Genomic DNA, 17,866 nt, shown 5'->3' on the forward strand with positions numbered 1-17,866 from the left:
AGATAGAAACCGGTTTCTTTTTTTGCTAAAGAATGGTGGCCTGTTAATTCTGAATACTCTTAAAATTGTTCACTATAAATATAAAATCATCCATATAAACTGTCAATATAAAAGTAAACTTTTGGTACATTATTCCTACGGAAAATCGTACTAGCGAACTCCGAAGACTATTCAGCTCATTTTAGGGTCAGGTAGCCTCGTCGTCTCTAGGCCTCACCATAAAAAAGAAGCAGAAGAACTCTCCCCTGCTTCTTAAACCATTAATTTTCTTTTCGCTATTTCCTTAAGTCCGGCTCGGATGAGCAGTAAAACAACAATCCAGGAGGCTGCCATTAATAGAAATTGCCCATAGGGGAACATTCCTTGTATCGGGGTGTCCCATAAAGCATGCATCACAACCACTAACAAAAAGACGCGTAAAAATTTAACACGGAATAACATCTTAAGGTTAAATGGCTGTTCCCCTTGGACTCTGCAGAAAGCTGCACCAGTCAAAGCAGCCCACGCAACATGCCCTCCAGGAGCAAAAATCCCTCTCCATAGGATGGTGTTATAAAGATTTGTGCTATCCCCAGAAAGCAGTGCCCTTAGAGCATACCCTGCCGTTTCAAACGTTGCAAAACCTGCTCCAACTGCAGCACCAATGAGAAGGCCGTTTAGAATATATCTGTATTTTCGGTAACGAACAAATGAAATGACCGTTATCGCTTTAGCAAGTTCCTCAATTATTCCAATCGTAATCGGATTGATATTGTTTTTCAAAATATCGAAAAACACGAGTGCGACTAACATAGAAAGAATCCCGCCAAGCAACACGATATAAATAACTCGATAAAAGGCAATATTTTGCGGGGCATTCATCTCCCAGAAGAAGATTAACGTCGTAAACGGAACAGCAAAGGCACCCACAATAACAAGTCCAGGTATAAAGTTAACATTTCCAAAATAACTCACACCAATGTAAAATCCTGCAAATGCAAGAAGCGCAATGATGAACACCCTGGCAAAAAGCCAAGGTTTTGGCCATGTGTCTTTCACTTCCGTAATTTTAGGTGTCGTAAGGGCCGTTCCTACGATAAACAGCCGCTCCGCTTCCAGTTCACTATGATTACGGAAAACACGCGAAAATATGTTTTGAAATTTGGGCTCAATGGATCGTTCAATTTTTGGAACCATATTAACATAATCGGCAAACTCATAAAAAAAACTATTTTCATCACCTGGTGTGTTATTTTTAATAAACTTTTCACCACAGTTTAAGCAGAACCTCACTCCTTCTGGATTGGAATATACGCATTCCGGGCATTTCAAATAACTTCACCCCTATTGGTTTCATGTCTACTTTTTTGCTAAGACTTTAATGGTCAACTTATTAAATCTTTTTTTATCAAGAAAAACATCCTCAAAAAAAGGATGCCCAATAAAAGGTAAATTATTTGAATAAATGCTTATGCCTGAATTATCGGAGTCTAAAGACTAGTTAGTGGGAAGTAAAAAAATTCTACCTTAAAAAAATTGTCGGTATTTGTCGTTAATTTCCCCTTTGTTGTATTCGCTTTCACTTGTTAAAATCTATTCGTCTATCGAATATTATAAATATTTATTTTCTTTAAAATATTCTTGTTATGAATGAAACGCAAAGGGGAGTATTATTCATGAAAAAAGAAAGGGCAAGGAAATTAGAGGTCAAACCAGTTCAATTAAGCATAAACGTTCCAGAAAATATTAGAGACGATTTTCGGGACGTTGTAGAAAGAAATGGAAAAACAATAGAGGACGTATTAAAGTTATATATGCAAAAATATATATGGAAACAAGGGGAATTACAGAGAAATAGGCAAAAACGGCGTGAAAGTATTGGATAAGGTGAATTAAGCCCCTCTCGAATGAGAAGGGCTTAACTTAAGTATACTTATGGACAAAACCCGTTGGTAGATTACCTTCCTTTTCGTTTCAAATAATAAAGTTGTCTTTTTATATCCTTTTCTACTTTTTGAAAAAATGTCTCCAACCCCTTATTAGCCCCGTCCTCCAATAGCCGCTGACCGGCCAAAGCAAGTGCACCAGTTACCTTTGCATCAATTATACATTTTAGCGGGGTGGTCGCTTGTTGATCTTTAAGATAAAGGTCTGCATTACCTGCAATATCTCCGATTTTACCTGTTCCTTTTACTTGTAACTGAATTAATGAAGATAATTTCTTCTCATAAAGTCGAATCTCAAGGGCAAAGTGATCTTGTATAGGACCCATTTTAATCTCTAATTCAGCGCGGTACACACCACTGCTCACTTCTGAAAAAGACTTACAACCAGGGAGTGAGTTCTGAAGCACCGTTTCATCCTTGATGTATTTCCATACAATGTTCCTTGGCAATCCGAATGTGTAATCGTACTCAATTCTCACTGTTTCACCCTCCTATTGACCACAATTATTAAAAATCGATTTCTCTTTTACCAATTTATTAATCATTACAATCAATTATTAGTATTCAAAGGGATTAATGAATGTTAATAAAGATCAAAAATGACATCGAAGCGATCGATGCCATCCATTTGTATTTCTTTATTCATTGATTCTACCAACTTCCCAGCCTTGAAGTCCCGTTAAGAATGACAATATTTCCAGGCTTTTCTCCCCTTAACATGTGTTCCCTCCTTAAGATTTCATTATTACGCATTGGAACGATCCCATCCTATTCGATTAAAAAATTATAACTGAATCATAATCTTATATTTTTAAATTAATAGATTTTGATTCCTATGTAACCAAACTGTAAAACTAATCTACCTATTTGTAATACTAATCTATTTTTTCCATTCATAGGAATAGATTTAAACGCTTAATTAACTAGGAGGACTAGAATAATGAAAAAACTTAGCATGGTTTTTATATTACTAGCATCACTGTTATTAGCTTCCCCAGCTTTTGCCTATCCCATTAAACATGGGTATACGACGTCTTATAGTTCCAAGGAAAATAATTTAACGCCGCAAGAGTTAGCAGCGGTCCATCAGTCCGTTTCTGATACAAAACCGATTACACCTAGTGAATCCAAAAAAGAGAATTTCATAAAAATAAGTCTCACAGAAGATGAAATAGATTTACTTGCTAGATTGGTCAGAGCCGAGGCTCAGACGGAACCTTATGAAGGAAAGATTGCGGTAGCTTGTGTGGTGCTTAATAGAGTTGAAAGTAAAAAATTCCCAGACACCATAAAAGAAGTCATTTATGCCCCACGTCAATTCCAACCTGTTCAAAATGGTGAAATCAATAAGCCTGCTGATGAGGAATCAATTAAAGCTGTAAAAGCAGCATTATCTGAACAACGCCAACTAGCACCAGGAGCTTTATTTTTCTATAATCCTGCTATTGCTACTAGTCGCTGGCTCGATACACGAACAACAACGAAGATTATTGGACAGCATGTCTTTAAAAAATAGAGGAATAGAATAATAGCTATTTTCGTGAACCTTGTATTATCCAAAGCAACATAAGACTAAAAAAGAACACCGGGATTCATAGTAAAATCACCTGTGTTCCTTTGTATAATTGAACCTCTTTAGTAACCCCTTTGGTGTAATTGAAATTCAATTTCTTTTTCAAAAAATGAACCTATTTTTTGAAAAAAAATGTCTTATAGCACATAACCCTTTGAAAATGGCACAAAACACCCACGAAATGGCACAAAACTCCAAACGGATCAAATCGACTAACAATGAGTTTCTTTATTGTGACAAAAGCTTCTGAGCAACAATGTAGCCTGACCCGCCATTCACTCCATGCCCTGGCCAGGTTGCGGCACCGAGCATATACACATTTGGAATCGCTGTCTGATGACCTGGCTGCCCTGGTAATGGTCTCAAAAGATAGCTTTGCCCTAAATCATGGGCTCCACCGTAAGGATCCCCCGGTCCTGAGTTGGGATTAAACCTTGCAATTGTGTCCGGTGTAACTACATATTTTCCGATGACCGCACTAGGGATATTTGGTATATGCTTGCTCACCACATTTAGCACCCGTTCCGTAAACCGCTCCGTTAAATCATAGGTCCATGATCCATCACCCACATCAATTAAGTTGGCAGCATCCCTACGCGGACGGATTGGTACTTCCAGCACTTGAACGCGCATGATCGCTTTTCCTGCTGGTGCACGAGTTGGATCCAGGTTCGTCGAGCAGTCGACCGTAAAGGTAGGGTTAGACGGGAGCAGATTGGCCGCTCCTTGGGCAATCGCTAGAGTAAATCCGTCGAGTCCATCGGTTAGATGCGGTTGACCGACATGGTTGAACCGTTTATCAGGCCAGTTTGGCGGCTCACTTAGGGCTAGATGAATTTGGACACAACCTCGACCATATCGATACTGTCTCGCTTGTGCACGGAGTGGAGGGGAAATATCCGTGTCGGCTAATAGCGATAGATAAAGCTGGTCAGGAGTGGTGGAGGCGACGACTGCCTGCTTGGCATGATATTTTTTCCCCTTTGCGGTTCTTACGCCAATGGCACGACCATTCTCTACTAAGATCTGCTCAACAGGAGTTTGTGTAATAAATTCTCCGCCCTGGTCATTAATCAATTGTGACAATGCCTGAACCAGTTTCTCACTGCCGCCTTCTGGTGTAGGCATTCCGCCACCCATCAGCGCCATTACCGTTAGCGGCACCCAAATCCCGCTTCCGACTTCATCGGGTGTGCGCCCAAGGTGGGTAACCCAGGATGCCAGCATTGCCCGCGTTACTGGTGACTTAAGTGTACTGACCGTATTACGGGCGGTTGAAACTAACGAAGCTGCGAATGGCGAATAGCCTACACCGCCCTCTTGATGAAGCAAACGCTGTAGAATTGGTGACGCTTCTGGACTGGAGAGATCCATGTTGAACAGGCCAAATACATCGTTGACATAAGGGTTCAACTGTTCAAACATGCCGGCCAGAGCTGCTCCGTCTCCAGGAGCTAACCGTTCCGCCTCAGCGATGAGCTCTTCAAATGAACGAGGCAGGACAGCTGTTTGTCCGTCTTCCATCGAAACACCGGTCGGAAGGTTCGTATTTAAATATCGAAGTCCTCGTGCTTCTAGGTCCTCTTTTAGCTCAGCATAAGCTGGTCCAGTTGTAAAGAGAGGATGTGCGGCAGCAAACACATCATGTTTAAACCCTGGCAGCGTCAGCTCTTCTGTGCGCAAGAATCCACCAGGACGATCATTTTTCTCTAAAACTAAAACACTTCGACCCGCACGTGTTAAATAGGCTGCCGTAATTAACGCGTTATGGCCGCTGCCAATAATAATGACATCAAAGTTTTCCATCATATCTCTCCTTTATTATGATCAAGCCATACATACGTAAAAAGATATTCTGGAATCTGGTTAGTAAGTACTAAATCTAGTACCTTTTTTAAAATTTTTTAAGCAGTTACTACCAATAGAGAGACACTCTAAGAGAACCTGGCATTGATCGATTGAATAAACGGTTCATCGCCATATTTTTCTCTCATCCCAATCATTGTTTTCGCATCTTCTCCAACAATGTATCGTAACTGAGTGGAATCGTCTGTTGTAATTCGATAAATCTCTTCGGCTACAAATTCAGGTGAAGCCATTACTATATGGCCCCTCATATTACCTAAGGCCCTTCTTACATTATTGTTATATAAAAAATAATGCTCCGACGGGCAATGAGAGGTCTCTTCATTTACCTAAACGCAAAAATTATTGCTCTTAAGGTAAATGAAACACCCTTTCATTTACCTAATTACAAAAATTGATGCTCTCTTGGTAAGTGAAAAACCCGGCCGTAAACAGCCGAGTCCATTCATACAACTACATCTCTATTTCAACGTTAACAAATCGGCACAAGCACTCGGTCACCCGGTTCAATAATACTGCAAAGAATCGCTTCATTTCCGGAACGTGATTGGTGTGTGCAATTCAGAAAAAGCTATCTCCAACTACTCCTAATATGCTAGTTTATATAAAACTTCGGTTAATAGGTCAATTCCTGTTTCTAAATCTTCCAAACTCGTAAATTCCTTTGGTGAATGGCTGATACCCTTTTGGCTCGGTACAAATAATAAGGAGGTTGCGCAGACGGTACCAAATACTTGAGCATCATGTCCAGCCCCCGAAATCATCTCTTGAAAACGGTAGTTTTTCCGCTCAGCAATTTCACGAGCACACTCACACATCTCCCCATTCATCTTAACAGGCTTTACGTCCATCCATTGTGAAATGGACACTTCCATATTTAAGCTTTCGGAGAATCGTTTAAACTCCGTGAAAATCTCTTTACAGTACTGATCAATTACAACCTCTTGATGATGTCGAATATCCAGGCTAAACTCTACCTCACCGGCGACTACATTCGGCACATTTGGTTTTACATTTAACCTACCAACCGTTGCCACTAATTGTGGGTCGGCCGCTTTCGCTTTTTCCGTTAAAAATGAAATAAAATGGGCCGCTGAACTAACTGCATCCTTCCGATACGGCATCGGCGTCGTTCCTGCGTGGTTACATTCTCCCTTGATGTGAATGGTATAACGGCGTTGCCCAACAATATGGGTCACAATCCCAACCTGATTCTGATTTTTCTCAAGAATCATCCCTTGTTCAATATGAATCTCAACAAACCGTTCCACATCCTCCCGAACCGGAGCAGTATACTTTTCAGGATCAAACCCTGCTTGCTTCATCGCTTCTAAAAATAGAATTCCCTCTGAGTCTCTCACTTCTTTTACTCGGTCAAGGGTGTAGGCACCACTGATATTTCTCGACCCCCAAAAGGTGAGTGGAAAACGACTCCCCTCTTCTTCACATAATGAAACCACTTCGATCGTTTTTTTCGGGTATCCATAGGCTTGAAATAGCCTTAAGACAGCAATGAAACTTGCAATAATTCCATAGGCACCATCGTATTTCCCACCATCTACAACCGTATCCACGTGTGAGCCGGTCAAGATCGTTTTCCCGTTTGTTTCTGCCCCTGGCAATCTACCAAATAAATTGCCGACACTGTCAAAATACGTATGCAATTTCGATTGATCCATAATATTTTTTAACGCCAACTGCGCCTCTAGCCAGGACGGTGAATACAAAAGTCTTGTTACTCCCCCGTTTTCCGTTTTTCCAATCGAAGCAAGCCATTCAATCATAGCTCCCACATGACCTTTTTCCAAAAATGGTTTATCAACTTGAATGGCCATCCACTTCACTCCTCGTCATTTTGTTATGTTATGTTTCCTAATATTCAAATAGGTATATTCCTAGTTTACAATCATTTTTTATGAAAAATAACTAAATCATGACCCAAAAAACTCATAGAAAGTAAAAAAAGCCCGTGTCCCATCCATAATATGAATGGGACCCTGAGCTTTTTTTACTTTTTTTAAATGAAAGGATGATTAAATAACACGTGCTGTAACTAGACCTTCAATTTGATTGATTTTTTCCACCAAACCTGGAATGATATCGCCATTCACTTTATTGTCAATGTCGATCATCGTATAGGCGTATTCGCCACGGCTTCTATTAATCATGTCTGCGATGTTTAAATTATAGCTTGAGATAGCTAGTGTAAGCTGCCCCACCATATTTGGAACGTTCTTGTGGAATGCCGCCACGCGTCTCTTGCCTGTAAATGGCAGTGATGCATTTGGAAAATTCACAGAGTTTTTGATATTTCCTGTTTCGAGAAAATCCTTCACTTGGCGGGCTGCCATAATCGCACAGTTTTCCTCTGATTCTTGTGTAGAAGCACCAAGATGTGGGATTGGAATAGCATTTTTCATTTTCAAAACATTTTCATTCGGGAAATCTGTAATGTACTTGCCAACCTGCCCGCTTTCTAAGGCTGCCGCCATATCTGTTTCATTCACAAGTTCTCCACGTGAGAAATTTAAAATATGAACGCCAGGCTTCATGATGCTAAAGGTTGCTTCGTTAAACATTCCTCTGGTGTCTTCGGTTAATGGAACGTGTACAGTTATATAATCACAATTAGCAAACAACTGTTCAATTGTCATCGCACGCTGAACATTACGGGACAAGTTCCAAGCTGTATCCACAGAGATGAACGGATCAAATCCAATAACATCCATATCTAAATCAAGCGCATCATTCGCGACAAGCGCACCAATTGCACCTAATCCGATTACACCGAGGGTTTTACCTTTAATTTCTTTTCCAACGAATTGTTTCTTACCGGCTTCTACCAGCTTCGGTACTTGTTCTCCCTCGCCTGCTAGCGTCTTTGTCCAAGCTACACCGTCAAACAGGTTACGGGATGATGCCATTAATGTGGTAAGAACCATTTCTTTTACCGCATTAGCATTCGCACCAGGGGTATTAAAAACAACAATCCCTTGCTCTGTACATTTGTCGACCGGAATATTATTGACACCCGCTCCGGCACGTGCAATGGCCTTTAAATCATTCCCTAATTCAATGGAATGCATATTAAAACTGCGAACAACAATGGCATCAGGATTTTCACTTTCATTGTCGATCGTGAAGTGATCGTTTTTGAATACCTTCAACCCGCTCTCAGCAATATTGTTTAACGTTTTAATGGTTTTCTTTTTGTCTAGGGTTATTGTGCTCATCTTGTTTTCTCCTCTATTCTTCTGTGATAGTTTTTAAGTTTACTAAATAAATTTAAAGGATTTTAAGCAAAGGGATTGGCAACTTTCAAATTACTAATGTTTCTACTAGAATAATGAAATTTAACAGAATATTGACTTCTAGCCGCTTCTATCCCCTCCTAATATGCAGAAAGAGGTAAGGGATTAAATCCCTTACCTCTGCCCAGGCGAACGGCTACGACATTATGTGCTCCCTCACGGTTATCCGTGTTTCGCCAGTTACACATCGTCTTTTCATTTCTCTAACAATATCAAATTTTCTAACAACATTCAAGTATATTCAACAAAATTTATTTCCTAATCATTCTTTGAATAAATCTTAAATTTATCACAAGGACTATAAAGATAATTGGATACAATACCCCAGAATACCAAAGCTTCCATCCACTATAATAAAAATATTCAGTTTGCAAGGAGAACCATTCAAAAGTCAAAGAGAATATGGACCAAAGGATAATATAAATAAGAACCCATATATTAAATGTCCTTCCTTATACCGGCTTTACTTTAGCCTTAACCCTTAGTACATTACCTTTCTTATAGTTATCCATCCTTACCACATTTTAACAATAGTATTCAGTACTGCCGTTTGTTTATTAGAATTATCGTAATCCACTTTTCAACCTCTCAAGAAAGGCTGCAACTTCGTCCTCTTTTGTTACCCAGGATGTGACAAGGCGAATGGCCGAGTGCTCGGCATCTACCTTTTCCCAAATATGAAAAGAATAGTCTTTCTCTAATTCTGTAATCAGTGCATTCGGTAAAATCGGAAAAATTTGGTTCGATGGAGAATCGGTCAGAAACTGAAAATTTGCCTTGCTGATTTCTTCACTAAGAATGGCTGCCATCTTATTCGCATGTGAAGCCAAATCAAAGAACAAATTGTCCCGGAACAATTCAAGAAATTGAATGCCTAAAAGTCTCCCTTTCGCAAGTAGTGCCCCTTTTTGTTTCAAATGATAACGAAAATCTTCTTTCAATGAATCATTGCAAATAACTAAAGCTTCACCGATGAGGGCACCGTTTTTTGTTCCACCAATATAAAAGGCATCGACAAGTGCCGGTAGGTCGCTTAACTGAAGGTCATTTTCCTTCGAAGTGAGGGCTGACCCTAGTCTTGCCCCATCCATATATAAAATGAGTTTGTTCTTTTTGCAAAAATCACTTAAATCCTCTAATTCGTGCTTTGAATAGATGGTTCCGATTTCAGTGGAATTCGATATGTATACAAGCTTAGGTTTGACCATGTGCTCATCTGGATGTCCGTCGAGGACTGCTTGAATATCCGAAGGGGTTAGTTTCCCATTCTCTGCTTCAATCGATAGGATTTTATGGCCTGTTGCTTCGATAGCTCCCGTTTCATGCCCCAGGATATGACCCGTGCTCGCAGCCATGGCCGCTTCATGCGGTCTCAAGAAAGCAGAAATGGCAATTAGATTTGTTTGTGTTCCGCCTGATAAGAGGTGAATATCAACATCTGTTCGGCCGATTCTTTCCTTTAATAGTTCAACTGCTTTTTGTGAAAATTGATCTTCCCCATAACCATCCTCTTGAACAAGGTTGGTTTCCAGTAAAGCATTCAATATTCTAGGATGTGAACCTTCGCTGTAATCGTTCTTAAAGCTGTACATGATCTTGCCCCCGTTTAATGAATTAAAATTCTCTCTTCTTTTCCATCGTATCATAATTATAAAGCGGCTAAAAACAATCGAGATTTAGACTTTAACTAAGGCTATTTCCGCATAGATTGTTGTTTTTCGTACAAGTTCATCAACCCGTATAACTATATGCTTCGTGGCATCTTTTCGTAAGAACATTTGCGAAAATTGCCCAGAAACTTAGTAATTGACTCTTAATAAGCTCCAAAAGCAACAAAGTTTACGAAAAGAGCATTAACTAAAAATATAAAATTATCATGCCTTGCTATACTGTATCTAGTGAAACTATTTGATAGTATTATCCGTATAGGATAATTGAGGTGAAATGAATGTACATACCAATAGAGGAACCGACAGATAAAATTTCAATAGATGCTGTGAAAATGTGGAGAATATCCAATTCTATGGGGCACGGGATAGCTTTCCTAATTATTGCTGTTTTGATCGTTTGCACAGAGAAGTTTGACTGGTATGGATGGATTGGCATCGTTCTTTATATTTTGGGTGGAATTGGCGTTCTATCTGCTCTTTTCTCCATCTTGATTGAACCAGTCTATCTACAACGAACCTGGCGTTATAAAATTGATCAAAAATTTGTTCAATTGAAACATGGGAAATGGCAAGTACAACACACATTAATCCCGATGGAAAAAGTGGAATACGTTCGCACAGAACAAGGTCCGATTATGAGGCGCTATGATCTATACAAGATTGAGATTGGAACCACTACTTCGAGCCATGTCATTCCTGCCATACCTGCCGAAGCAGCAAAACATCTAAAAGCAGAAATTGCCACCTATGCAAAAATACAAGATATAAATGTATTAGAAGGAGAAAGAGCATGACCCGAGGTGTAAAAAGATATCACCCCGCCGTAATCGTCGTTGAGTTGGTATCCTTCATTAAAAACAGCTTTTGGTTCTTTCTCTTTTTATTTGTCCTTAAAGCCTCCTCCACTTCCAATTGGGTCATCTGGGGCCGCTATATCCTTTTACTTGCTTCGGTCTGGACCATTCTTACCATTATCTTAAAATGGTACTTCCACCGCTATGACTTAGTTGGAGATGCTATTGTCATTTATGAAGGGATAATGGTAAAGAAACAACGGACGGTTGGATTGCACCGTATTCATAACCGAACTTCGAGCACAACATTTGTTCATCGCTGGTTTGGTCTAACTTCCCTCACGCTTGTAACAGGGACAAGTGGAGAAAATGCTTCCGTTGAGTTTAAAGTGATTAAAAAAGAAGAAAAAGAACGAATCCTTTCACATTTGGAACAAAAACAAGATTCATTCGAGGAATTAGATGTGCATGTGGTCGATAAACCCTCAGAGCGTAAGATACACTTTCAATCGACTAGAAAAGATTTAGTCAAGGCATCCTTTACATCGCTAAGCTTCCTGGCAATTTTTCCGTTATTAAGTGCGCTTTATGCCAATCTAGCTGATTTTTTTCAAATTGAAGAAACTACGGAAAATGCCTTCGATTACTTACTGCTCCATTGGTGGATGTTGATCATACTCTTTGTATTAGCTCTGGCCTTATCCGTCGTAATCGGGCTGATCCAAACAACTTGGAAGTATGGAAATTATGTCATTAGTGATGACAATGAGCGGATTTATATTGAAAAAGGGATCGGCAATTTTATAAGTTTTTCGATTCAAAAACAGAGGGTACAAGCCATCATTGTCGAACAAACCATCCTTAAACGGATGCTCGGACTCGCTTCGATCAAACTTGTCAGTGCAGGTGGAAATGATGAGGAACATCAGGAAACCAGTTCTCTTTATCCCTTTATGCCGAAGAAAGAAGCTTATCGAATTTTACATACCATGCTGCCAGATTACCAGATTGAAGAACATATGGAGCGTTTCCCGATTAAGGTCCTTTGGCTTAAGCTGCTTCGTCCTTATTATCTATCGGTTTTGCTCCTCATCGGACTGTGGGTTTTTAAAAGAGAGTGGCTGTGGATCACTGCGATTGTCTTTGTCATTTCCGTTCTGATACGGCTCCTTGACTACTGGTTCACCAGTTATCTCCGGGATGGAAACACGGTCCAAATTAGAAAAGGTGGCTTAACCAATGAAACCTTTGTTACCCACCGTGACCGAATCCAACAGATTACAGTAAAGCACTCATGGCTGCAGAGAAAATTCGGCATCGCGACCCTGCTATTCACAAATAAGGCTAAGCCCATGCATAAAAGTAAATTATATGGAGTATCCAAGGAAGAAGCCGCTACTTTCTATCTTTGGTACTACGAAAAATCCGCCTCGTTATAATCACGAAGCGGATTTTTTATGGTAATTCTGGCTTTTCATCCTAAGTATGTAAAAAGACAATTACTTTTTTAAATTCGCCCATTGAAGTCAAAAATTCGCTCATTAATATCTAAGATTCGCCCATTAAGCTTAAAAATTCGCTTATTGCTGGGACAACTCGTTAAATATATCATAAATTTCAATCACTTGAGTGTAATTTTACACATTATTGAGTGATTACTACAATATTTTTGAAATAAAAGTCAAAAATAGCTCTTCTTTTTTATTGGTGTCCTTTTATCTCTGTTTATGGTCGTGAGATAGTTTTTAAAAAAACACTTGTTCCTTTTTGGGACAGTTTTTTTATTGAAAGTTTTAATATTTATTAATGTAGTAGCTTTTGATACTTATTAAAATCACCAGTTTGTCCGATCAAGGTAAGTCCACAGTTTTGATAAAATTGATTTAGCTTTTGATTATGAGCGACGCAATCAAGTCTTAAATATCTGACACGATCAGCGAAATTATCTTCTATCCACTGCAGAGTTTCCAATCCTAATCCATTTCCCTTGTAATCTAATCCCAGTGCCAGGCGGTGTATGTATATTGAAGGGGCGTTACTCTCTCCCCATATCTCGCGATCCCAATCACTTTGTTTTGACGAAACCGTAAATGTCCCAATTACTTTGTTGTCCATATCCAGAACAAACGTCTCTTCACTTAAAATTGCCCGATGAATTTCAGCATACTCCCCACCGTCTACTAAATACGACCATTGATTTATTCCCTTTGATTGAAACCAAACAGCATTCTCTTTCAATATCTGGCGAATTGGTTCGGTTTCATCACAAATTGCCACCCTAATTCGATAATCCATTCCGGACAACCCCCATCTACTCATTTTATTTTTGAAAATAATCATAAGTATTTTTGGCTAACAATAAAAAGGTTACTACGATAAAGAGAGCACGGACATAGCCACTTCCCCGTTTAATTGCAAATTTCGAACCACAAATAGCCCCAGCAAATTGTGCCAGACCCATTGGTATCCCATAGGCGTAATTGACTTGTCCTAAATAGATGAACATCAACAATGCAGATACATTACTCCCAAAGTTTAAAAACTTGGCATTCCCTGCGGCCTTTAAAAAATTAAAGCCCATCATTAAAAAGGCAAAAATTAAAAAGGAACCCGTTCCGGGACCTATAAATCCGTCATAGAATCCAATAGCAAAGATGACTAGCATAAAAATGACAAGATGGTGGACGGCGAATTTTTTATCAGTTGAAATACTACCCCAATCTTTCTTAAAAATGGAATAAATCGCAACCACTGCAAGCATGAATAGCATCAAGGGTTTAAGCACTTCAGGATTCATTAAATGGACCGTCCACGCACCAATCATTGAGCCAATAAACGTGAGTGGAAATAGCTTATAGACGGATCTTAAATTAAGTTCTCCTGAACGATAAAACATAATCGTACTCGTTAAAGAGCCGATTGTCCCTACTAATTTATTCGTTGCCACTGCGGCCGCTGGGGTCAGACCGGTAAATAACAAGGCCGGCAAGGCAATCAGTCCACCTCCGCCGACAACGGAATCGATAAATGCAGCTAAAAAGCCAAACACAACCAAAATAATTAATAACGTTGGATCTAAATCAAATAACATCTAATCAGCCTTTCTAGTTGTCACAACTACCCGAAATTATCTTTCAAAACGCAAGAGGACAAACTTCATCATTTTTATAAAATTAATCATAGAAAACTCCCACAGATATAAACAGTATGCCGTTTTCCTCCTTAAATGTCACCCTATCAAACTATGATACATCAAAAAATGATTGGGCAAAACAGTTGTTCCTCGTTAAATCTGGGATCGGAACGCAATTATATTAGGTTAATCAATGAACATAGCCATGAGCTAAAAAGGAGACAAAATAAAATAAATTTCCCATATAATTTGTCCCACACTTTCCAACTACTTTTACATTTAATGTAGAAAGGGAGGTGAAATGATTTGAATATGGAGGATGTTATTTCAATTGGAGCAAATTGTATTGTAGAAATCAGAAATCGTTTTTTTCTTTTAGTAGAAATCGAAGTGGAAGCAGGTAATGTTGCATTTGAGGAATTCGTGTTTATTCGTATATCACGACAAGAGGCCAGGGCATTGTTGGATGCAGGTGTCCAGCGTTGTGAAGTTGTAACTCGGGTTCCAAGATCGGATGATGTTGAAGTAGAGTTTATTTGTATCTTGATTGTAGACGGAGAGGCATTTGCAGTCTTTGATGTAGAAAACGACACGGACGAAGCAGTTCTTGTCGAAATCCCATTAGCAGCGGCACGCCGTTTAATCCGCAGAGGTGCAAGGGAATGTACTGTCATTGACAGATTGCGACATTAAGATTTTTAAAGAGAATTAATAGATTACACAAGAGGGCCATTTAAGCGAATGGTCCTTTTGTTCATACTTAAATTAGGTTCGGCATTTTATAAATTTCCTGTGTAAAGGGAGAAAAAAACTATATACAACGAAATACAACGGGATTGAAATGAAAAAGCTCCAACCGTGAGGCTTCATATATCCTACCTTCCTCATTCCCCATTCAATTAAAGTAGAAATTATTGTAAATATGATGACTAGAATCCATTTATTTGTTTTCGTTAAATAGTTTAAATAAATAACGGAAAGCGATGAAGGAACTAAACTGTAGCTTATAAACTCACCTATCCCCGTGATATTCGGGTTACCAAAATCAACCAGGTCTAACATTTTTGCAAATAAGGAATCCGAAATCCAAGCAAAATAACCAATGATTCCAAAGGTAACATATAAATCTCTCCAACCGATCTCTTTTTTGGGCATGAAAAGAGCATACAAAAACATTAGCAAACCTAAACTAATTGGCAACCAATTTCCTTGAGCATGTAAATCTAAATTCTTCATCACTGAACTCAAACTAATCACCTCTCTTTTACTATCTCCAAATTTCATATGATTATTTCAAGAGCTTTATATTACACTGAAGTAATGAATGACCTTCTTACATAAGTGTAATAAGAAAAACTGTCGCATAAATTTGAAAAAAACCGCCCTCACTCTAGGTGAGGACGGCAGTGTTCGTAGCCTATCTTTTTCGCTTAAATTGGCACCTATCTTACACCATTATTTTACAAATATCATTTGTAAATTCTACAGGGTCACTGATTGGTAATCCTTCGATCAATAGTGCTTGATTGTATAATAACTTGGTATAAAGATTCAATTTATCTTTATCCTTTTCAAACGCTTCTTGTAAGGATTGGAAGACTTCATGGTTTTTATTAATTTCTAAAACCTTTTCCGCTCTGATATTTTGATTATCAGGCATTGCGGCAAGAATTTTTTCCATTTCAATGGATATTTCGCCTTCAGTTGCCAGGCAGACTGGGTGAGATTTTAGTCTTTTTGAAATCCTAACATCCTTCACTTTATCAGCTAAAATGTTTTTCATATACTCAAAGAGTTCTTTGTTTTCCGTCTCATTGGATTCGGAACCGTCCTTGTTATCTTCCCCTTCGATTCCTAGGTCACCACTTGAGATCGATTTGAATTCTTTCTCTTTGTAGGTCATTAACATTTTGATTGCGAACTCATCGATATCCTCAGTGAAGTAGAGAATTTCGTAGCCTTTTTCTGAAACGAATTCTGCTTGTGGTAATTTTTCAATCCGATCAATGGATTCACCAGAAGCGTAATAAATATATTTTTGATCCTCAGGCATTCTTGAAACATATTCATCTAATGTTACTAGTTTCTTTTCTTTAGAAGAATAGAACATGATCAGGTCCTGTAATAATTCTTTATTTGCGCCAAAGTCACTATAAACACCGTATTTTAACTGACGGCCGAAGGATTGATAAAATTCCTCATACTTTTCTCGTTCTTTCCTTTGCAGGCTTAGTAACTCACTTTTGATGTTTTTGTTAATATTTTTAGCAATCAGCTTCAATTGGCGATCATGCTGCAGCATTTCTCTTGAAATGTTAAGGGATAAATCCTCGGAATCAACCATCCCTTTTACGAAACTGAAATGGTCTGGAAGCAGGTCAGCACATTTATCCATGATCAGAACCCCATTGGAATAGAGCTCTAAGCCCTTTTCAAACTCTTTCGAATAAAAGTCGAACGGGGTTTTTTCAGGAATATATAATATTGCATTGTACCTTATCGACCCTTCAACGCTGATATGAATATGTTTAATCGGCTTGTCAAAACCGTAGCGTTTTTCTGAATAAAAGTTCTCGTAATCTGCGTCAGTAAGCTCGCTCTTATTTTTCTTCCAAATCGGAACCATACTATTGATAATTTGTTCCTCTTGATAATCCTCGTATTCGGATTCACTGCCATCCTTCAGTCTACTGCTGGTAACATCCATTTTAATCGGGTAACGGATGAAATCCGAATATTTCTTAATAATCGATTTTAAGCGATATTCCTGTAAATACTCATCATAGTTTTCATCTTCTGTATTTTCTTTAATCTTTAAAATAATTTCTGTACCGACTGAATCCTTTTCAACCGGCTCAATCGTATAGCCATCCGCACCTGTGGATTCCCATTTAAAGGCCTCATCGCTGCCTAATGCTTTACTAATGACGGTAACGACGTCAGCTACCATGAAGGCAGCATAAAAACCTACCCCGAACTGACCGATAATGTCATACCCATCTTTTATCTCATTTTCTTTTTTAAATGCAAGGGAACCACTTTTGGCAATTGTCCCAAGGTTGTTTTCCAATTCTTCCTTCGACATACCAATCCCAGTATCCAGAATCTTCAATGTTCGGTTTTCTTGGTCAGGAAGCAATTTAATAAAATAGTTGTCCTTGTCAAAACGTAAAGCATCGTCCGTTAATGCTTTATAATAAATCTTATCAATGGCATCACTAGCATTTGATAGTAACTCTCTTAAAAATACCTCTTTGTGTGTATAGATGGAGTTAATCATCATTTCTAGTAATCGTTTAGATTCTGCTTTAAATTGTTTCTTCGACATAGAAAAATCCCCTTTCCATTCTAAAAATGTGAACAAACTATTATGTAGTTACTGATTTAGATTGTCAAAAAATGAAATCAGCACTTCATTAGCACTCTAACTTCCAGAGTGCTAATCCATATATTTAAATATCATATTCCTTGTGATGGTGTCAATATGTAGTCGTATTTTTTTCTAAAACTAACTCCCTTTGAATCAATGTAATGGAGGCATTAAAAAAGAAGGGTTATTTTGACTAAACTTAAATAACCCTTCTTGTTTTAGTG

The 17,866-nt window shown here is 38.6% G+C and carries 16 protein-coding genes and 1 riboswitch; of the genes, 5 read left to right on the plus strand and 11 right to left on the minus strand.

Annotated features, from left to right (window positions below; translation table 11 throughout):
• Nucleotides 1-252: 252 nt before the first annotated feature.
• A complete protein-coding gene (locus tag ACJ004_RS23625; RefSeq protein ID WP_410895581.1) occupies nt 253-1,311 on the minus strand; it encodes a PrsW family glutamic-type intramembrane protease in 1,059 nt (352 codons plus the stop codon).
• Nucleotides 1,312-1,655: 344 nt separating this feature from the next.
• On the opposite strand from ACJ004_RS23625, the gene ACJ004_RS23630 reads away from it, so the two are divergent.
• On the plus strand, nt 1,656-1,865 hold the full coding sequence (locus ACJ004_RS23630) for a hypothetical protein (protein ID WP_410895582.1): 210 nt from the start codon (nt 1,656-1,658) through the stop codon (nt 1,863-1,865).
• A 71-nt stretch (nt 1,866-1,936) separates the two neighbouring features.
• On the opposite strand, the gene ACJ004_RS23635 is transcribed toward ACJ004_RS23630, so the two are convergent.
• Nucleotides 1,937-2,404 (minus strand): SRPBCC family protein, encoded by a 468-nt coding sequence (locus ACJ004_RS23635; RefSeq protein ID WP_410895583.1) that lies wholly within the window; start codon nt 2,402-2,404, stop codon nt 1,937-1,939.
• Between the two features lie 461 nt (nt 2,405-2,865).
• Between ACJ004_RS23635 and ACJ004_RS23640 the strand changes: the two genes are divergently transcribed.
• The gene (locus ACJ004_RS23640) at nt 2,866-3,441 is read left to right on the plus strand and encodes a cell wall hydrolase (RefSeq protein WP_410895584.1); all 576 of its coding nucleotides are present in this window, start codon (nt 2,866-2,868) and stop codon (nt 3,439-3,441) included.
• A gap of 285 nt (nt 3,442-3,726) precedes the next feature.
• Here ACJ004_RS23640 and ACJ004_RS23645 read toward each other — a convergent pair whose 3' ends face one another.
• The 5 genes from ACJ004_RS23645 to ACJ004_RS23665 form a co-directional block, all read right to left on the minus strand.
• A complete protein-coding gene (locus ACJ004_RS23645; protein ID WP_410895585.1) occupies nt 3,727-5,304 on the minus strand; it encodes a phytoene desaturase family protein in 1,578 nt (525 codons plus the stop codon).
• Between the two features lie 128 nt (nt 5,305-5,432).
• On the minus strand, nt 5,433-5,597 hold the full coding sequence (locus tag ACJ004_RS23650; RefSeq protein ID WP_410895586.1) for a hypothetical protein: 165 nt from the start codon (nt 5,595-5,597) through the stop codon (nt 5,433-5,435).
• Nucleotides 5,598-5,951: 354 nt separating this feature from the next.
• Complete coding sequence (allC, locus tag ACJ004_RS23655; protein WP_410895587.1) at nt 5,952-7,199, minus strand: allantoate deiminase; 1,248 nt, start codon at nt 7,197-7,199, stop codon at nt 5,952-5,954.
• 198 nt (nt 7,200-7,397) lie between these two features.
• On the minus strand, nt 7,398-8,597 hold the full coding sequence (locus tag ACJ004_RS23660; protein ID WP_410895588.1) for a phosphoglycerate dehydrogenase: 1,200 nt from the start codon (nt 8,595-8,597) through the stop codon (nt 7,398-7,400).
• Nucleotides 8,598-8,790: 193 nt separating this feature from the next.
• Nucleotides 8,791-8,869, minus strand: a riboswitch (ZMP/ZTP riboswitch).
• Between the two features lie 369 nt (nt 8,870-9,238).
• Nucleotides 9,239-10,267, minus strand: a complete 1,029-nt coding sequence (locus ACJ004_RS23665; protein WP_410895589.1) for a threonine aldolase family protein — start codon at nt 10,265-10,267, stop codon at nt 9,239-9,241.
• A gap of 356 nt (nt 10,268-10,623) precedes the next feature.
• On the opposite strand from ACJ004_RS23665, the gene ACJ004_RS23670 reads away from it, so the two are divergent.
• Together ACJ004_RS23670 and ACJ004_RS23675 are read left to right on the plus strand one after the other, a co-directional pair.
• Entirely contained in the window at nt 10,624-11,139 is a 516-nt protein-coding gene (locus ACJ004_RS23670; protein WP_410895590.1) for a PH domain-containing protein, read from the plus strand.
• A complete protein-coding gene (locus ACJ004_RS23675) occupies nt 11,136-12,578 on the plus strand; it encodes a PH domain-containing protein (protein ID WP_410895591.1) in 1,443 nt (480 codons plus the stop codon). Before ACJ004_RS23670 ends, ACJ004_RS23675 begins: the two co-directional genes overlap by 4 nt.
• A gap of 364 nt (nt 12,579-12,942) precedes the next feature.
• Here the strand turns inward: ACJ004_RS23675 and ACJ004_RS23680 are convergent, their stop codons facing one another.
• Together ACJ004_RS23680 and ACJ004_RS23685 are read right to left on the minus strand one after the other, a co-directional pair.
• Nucleotides 12,943-13,434 carry a GNAT family N-acetyltransferase gene (locus ACJ004_RS23680; protein ID WP_410895592.1) on the minus strand — a complete coding sequence of 164 codons (492 nt, stop codon included), beginning with the start codon at nt 13,432-13,434 and terminating at the stop codon, nt 12,943-12,945.
• Between the two features lie 25 nt (nt 13,435-13,459).
• Complete coding sequence (locus ACJ004_RS23685; RefSeq protein ID WP_410895593.1) at nt 13,460-14,230, minus strand: TSUP family transporter; 771 nt, start codon at nt 14,228-14,230, stop codon at nt 13,460-13,462.
• 354 nt (nt 14,231-14,584) lie between these two features.
• Between ACJ004_RS23685 and ACJ004_RS23690 the strand changes: the two genes are divergently transcribed.
• The gene (locus ACJ004_RS23690; RefSeq protein ID WP_410895630.1) at nt 14,585-14,965 is read left to right on the plus strand and encodes a hypothetical protein; all 381 of its coding nucleotides are present in this window, start codon (nt 14,585-14,587) and stop codon (nt 14,963-14,965) included.
• Nucleotides 14,966-15,037: 72 nt separating this feature from the next.
• Here ACJ004_RS23690 and ACJ004_RS23695 read toward each other — a convergent pair whose 3' ends face one another.
• Entirely contained in the window at nt 15,038-15,508 is a 471-nt protein-coding gene (locus ACJ004_RS23695) for a hypothetical protein (RefSeq protein ID WP_410895594.1), read from the minus strand.
• 211 nt (nt 15,509-15,719) lie between these two features.
• Complete coding sequence (htpG, locus tag ACJ004_RS23700) at nt 15,720-17,600, minus strand: molecular chaperone HtpG (protein ID WP_410895595.1); 1,881 nt, start codon at nt 17,598-17,600, stop codon at nt 15,720-15,722.
• Nucleotides 17,601-17,866 lie beyond the last annotated feature (266 nt).

Origin of the sequence: Neobacillus sp. 204 (assembly GCF_046562815.1) — a bacterium.
GTDB lineage: Bacteria > Bacillota > Bacilli > Bacillales > Cytobacillaceae > Neobacillus.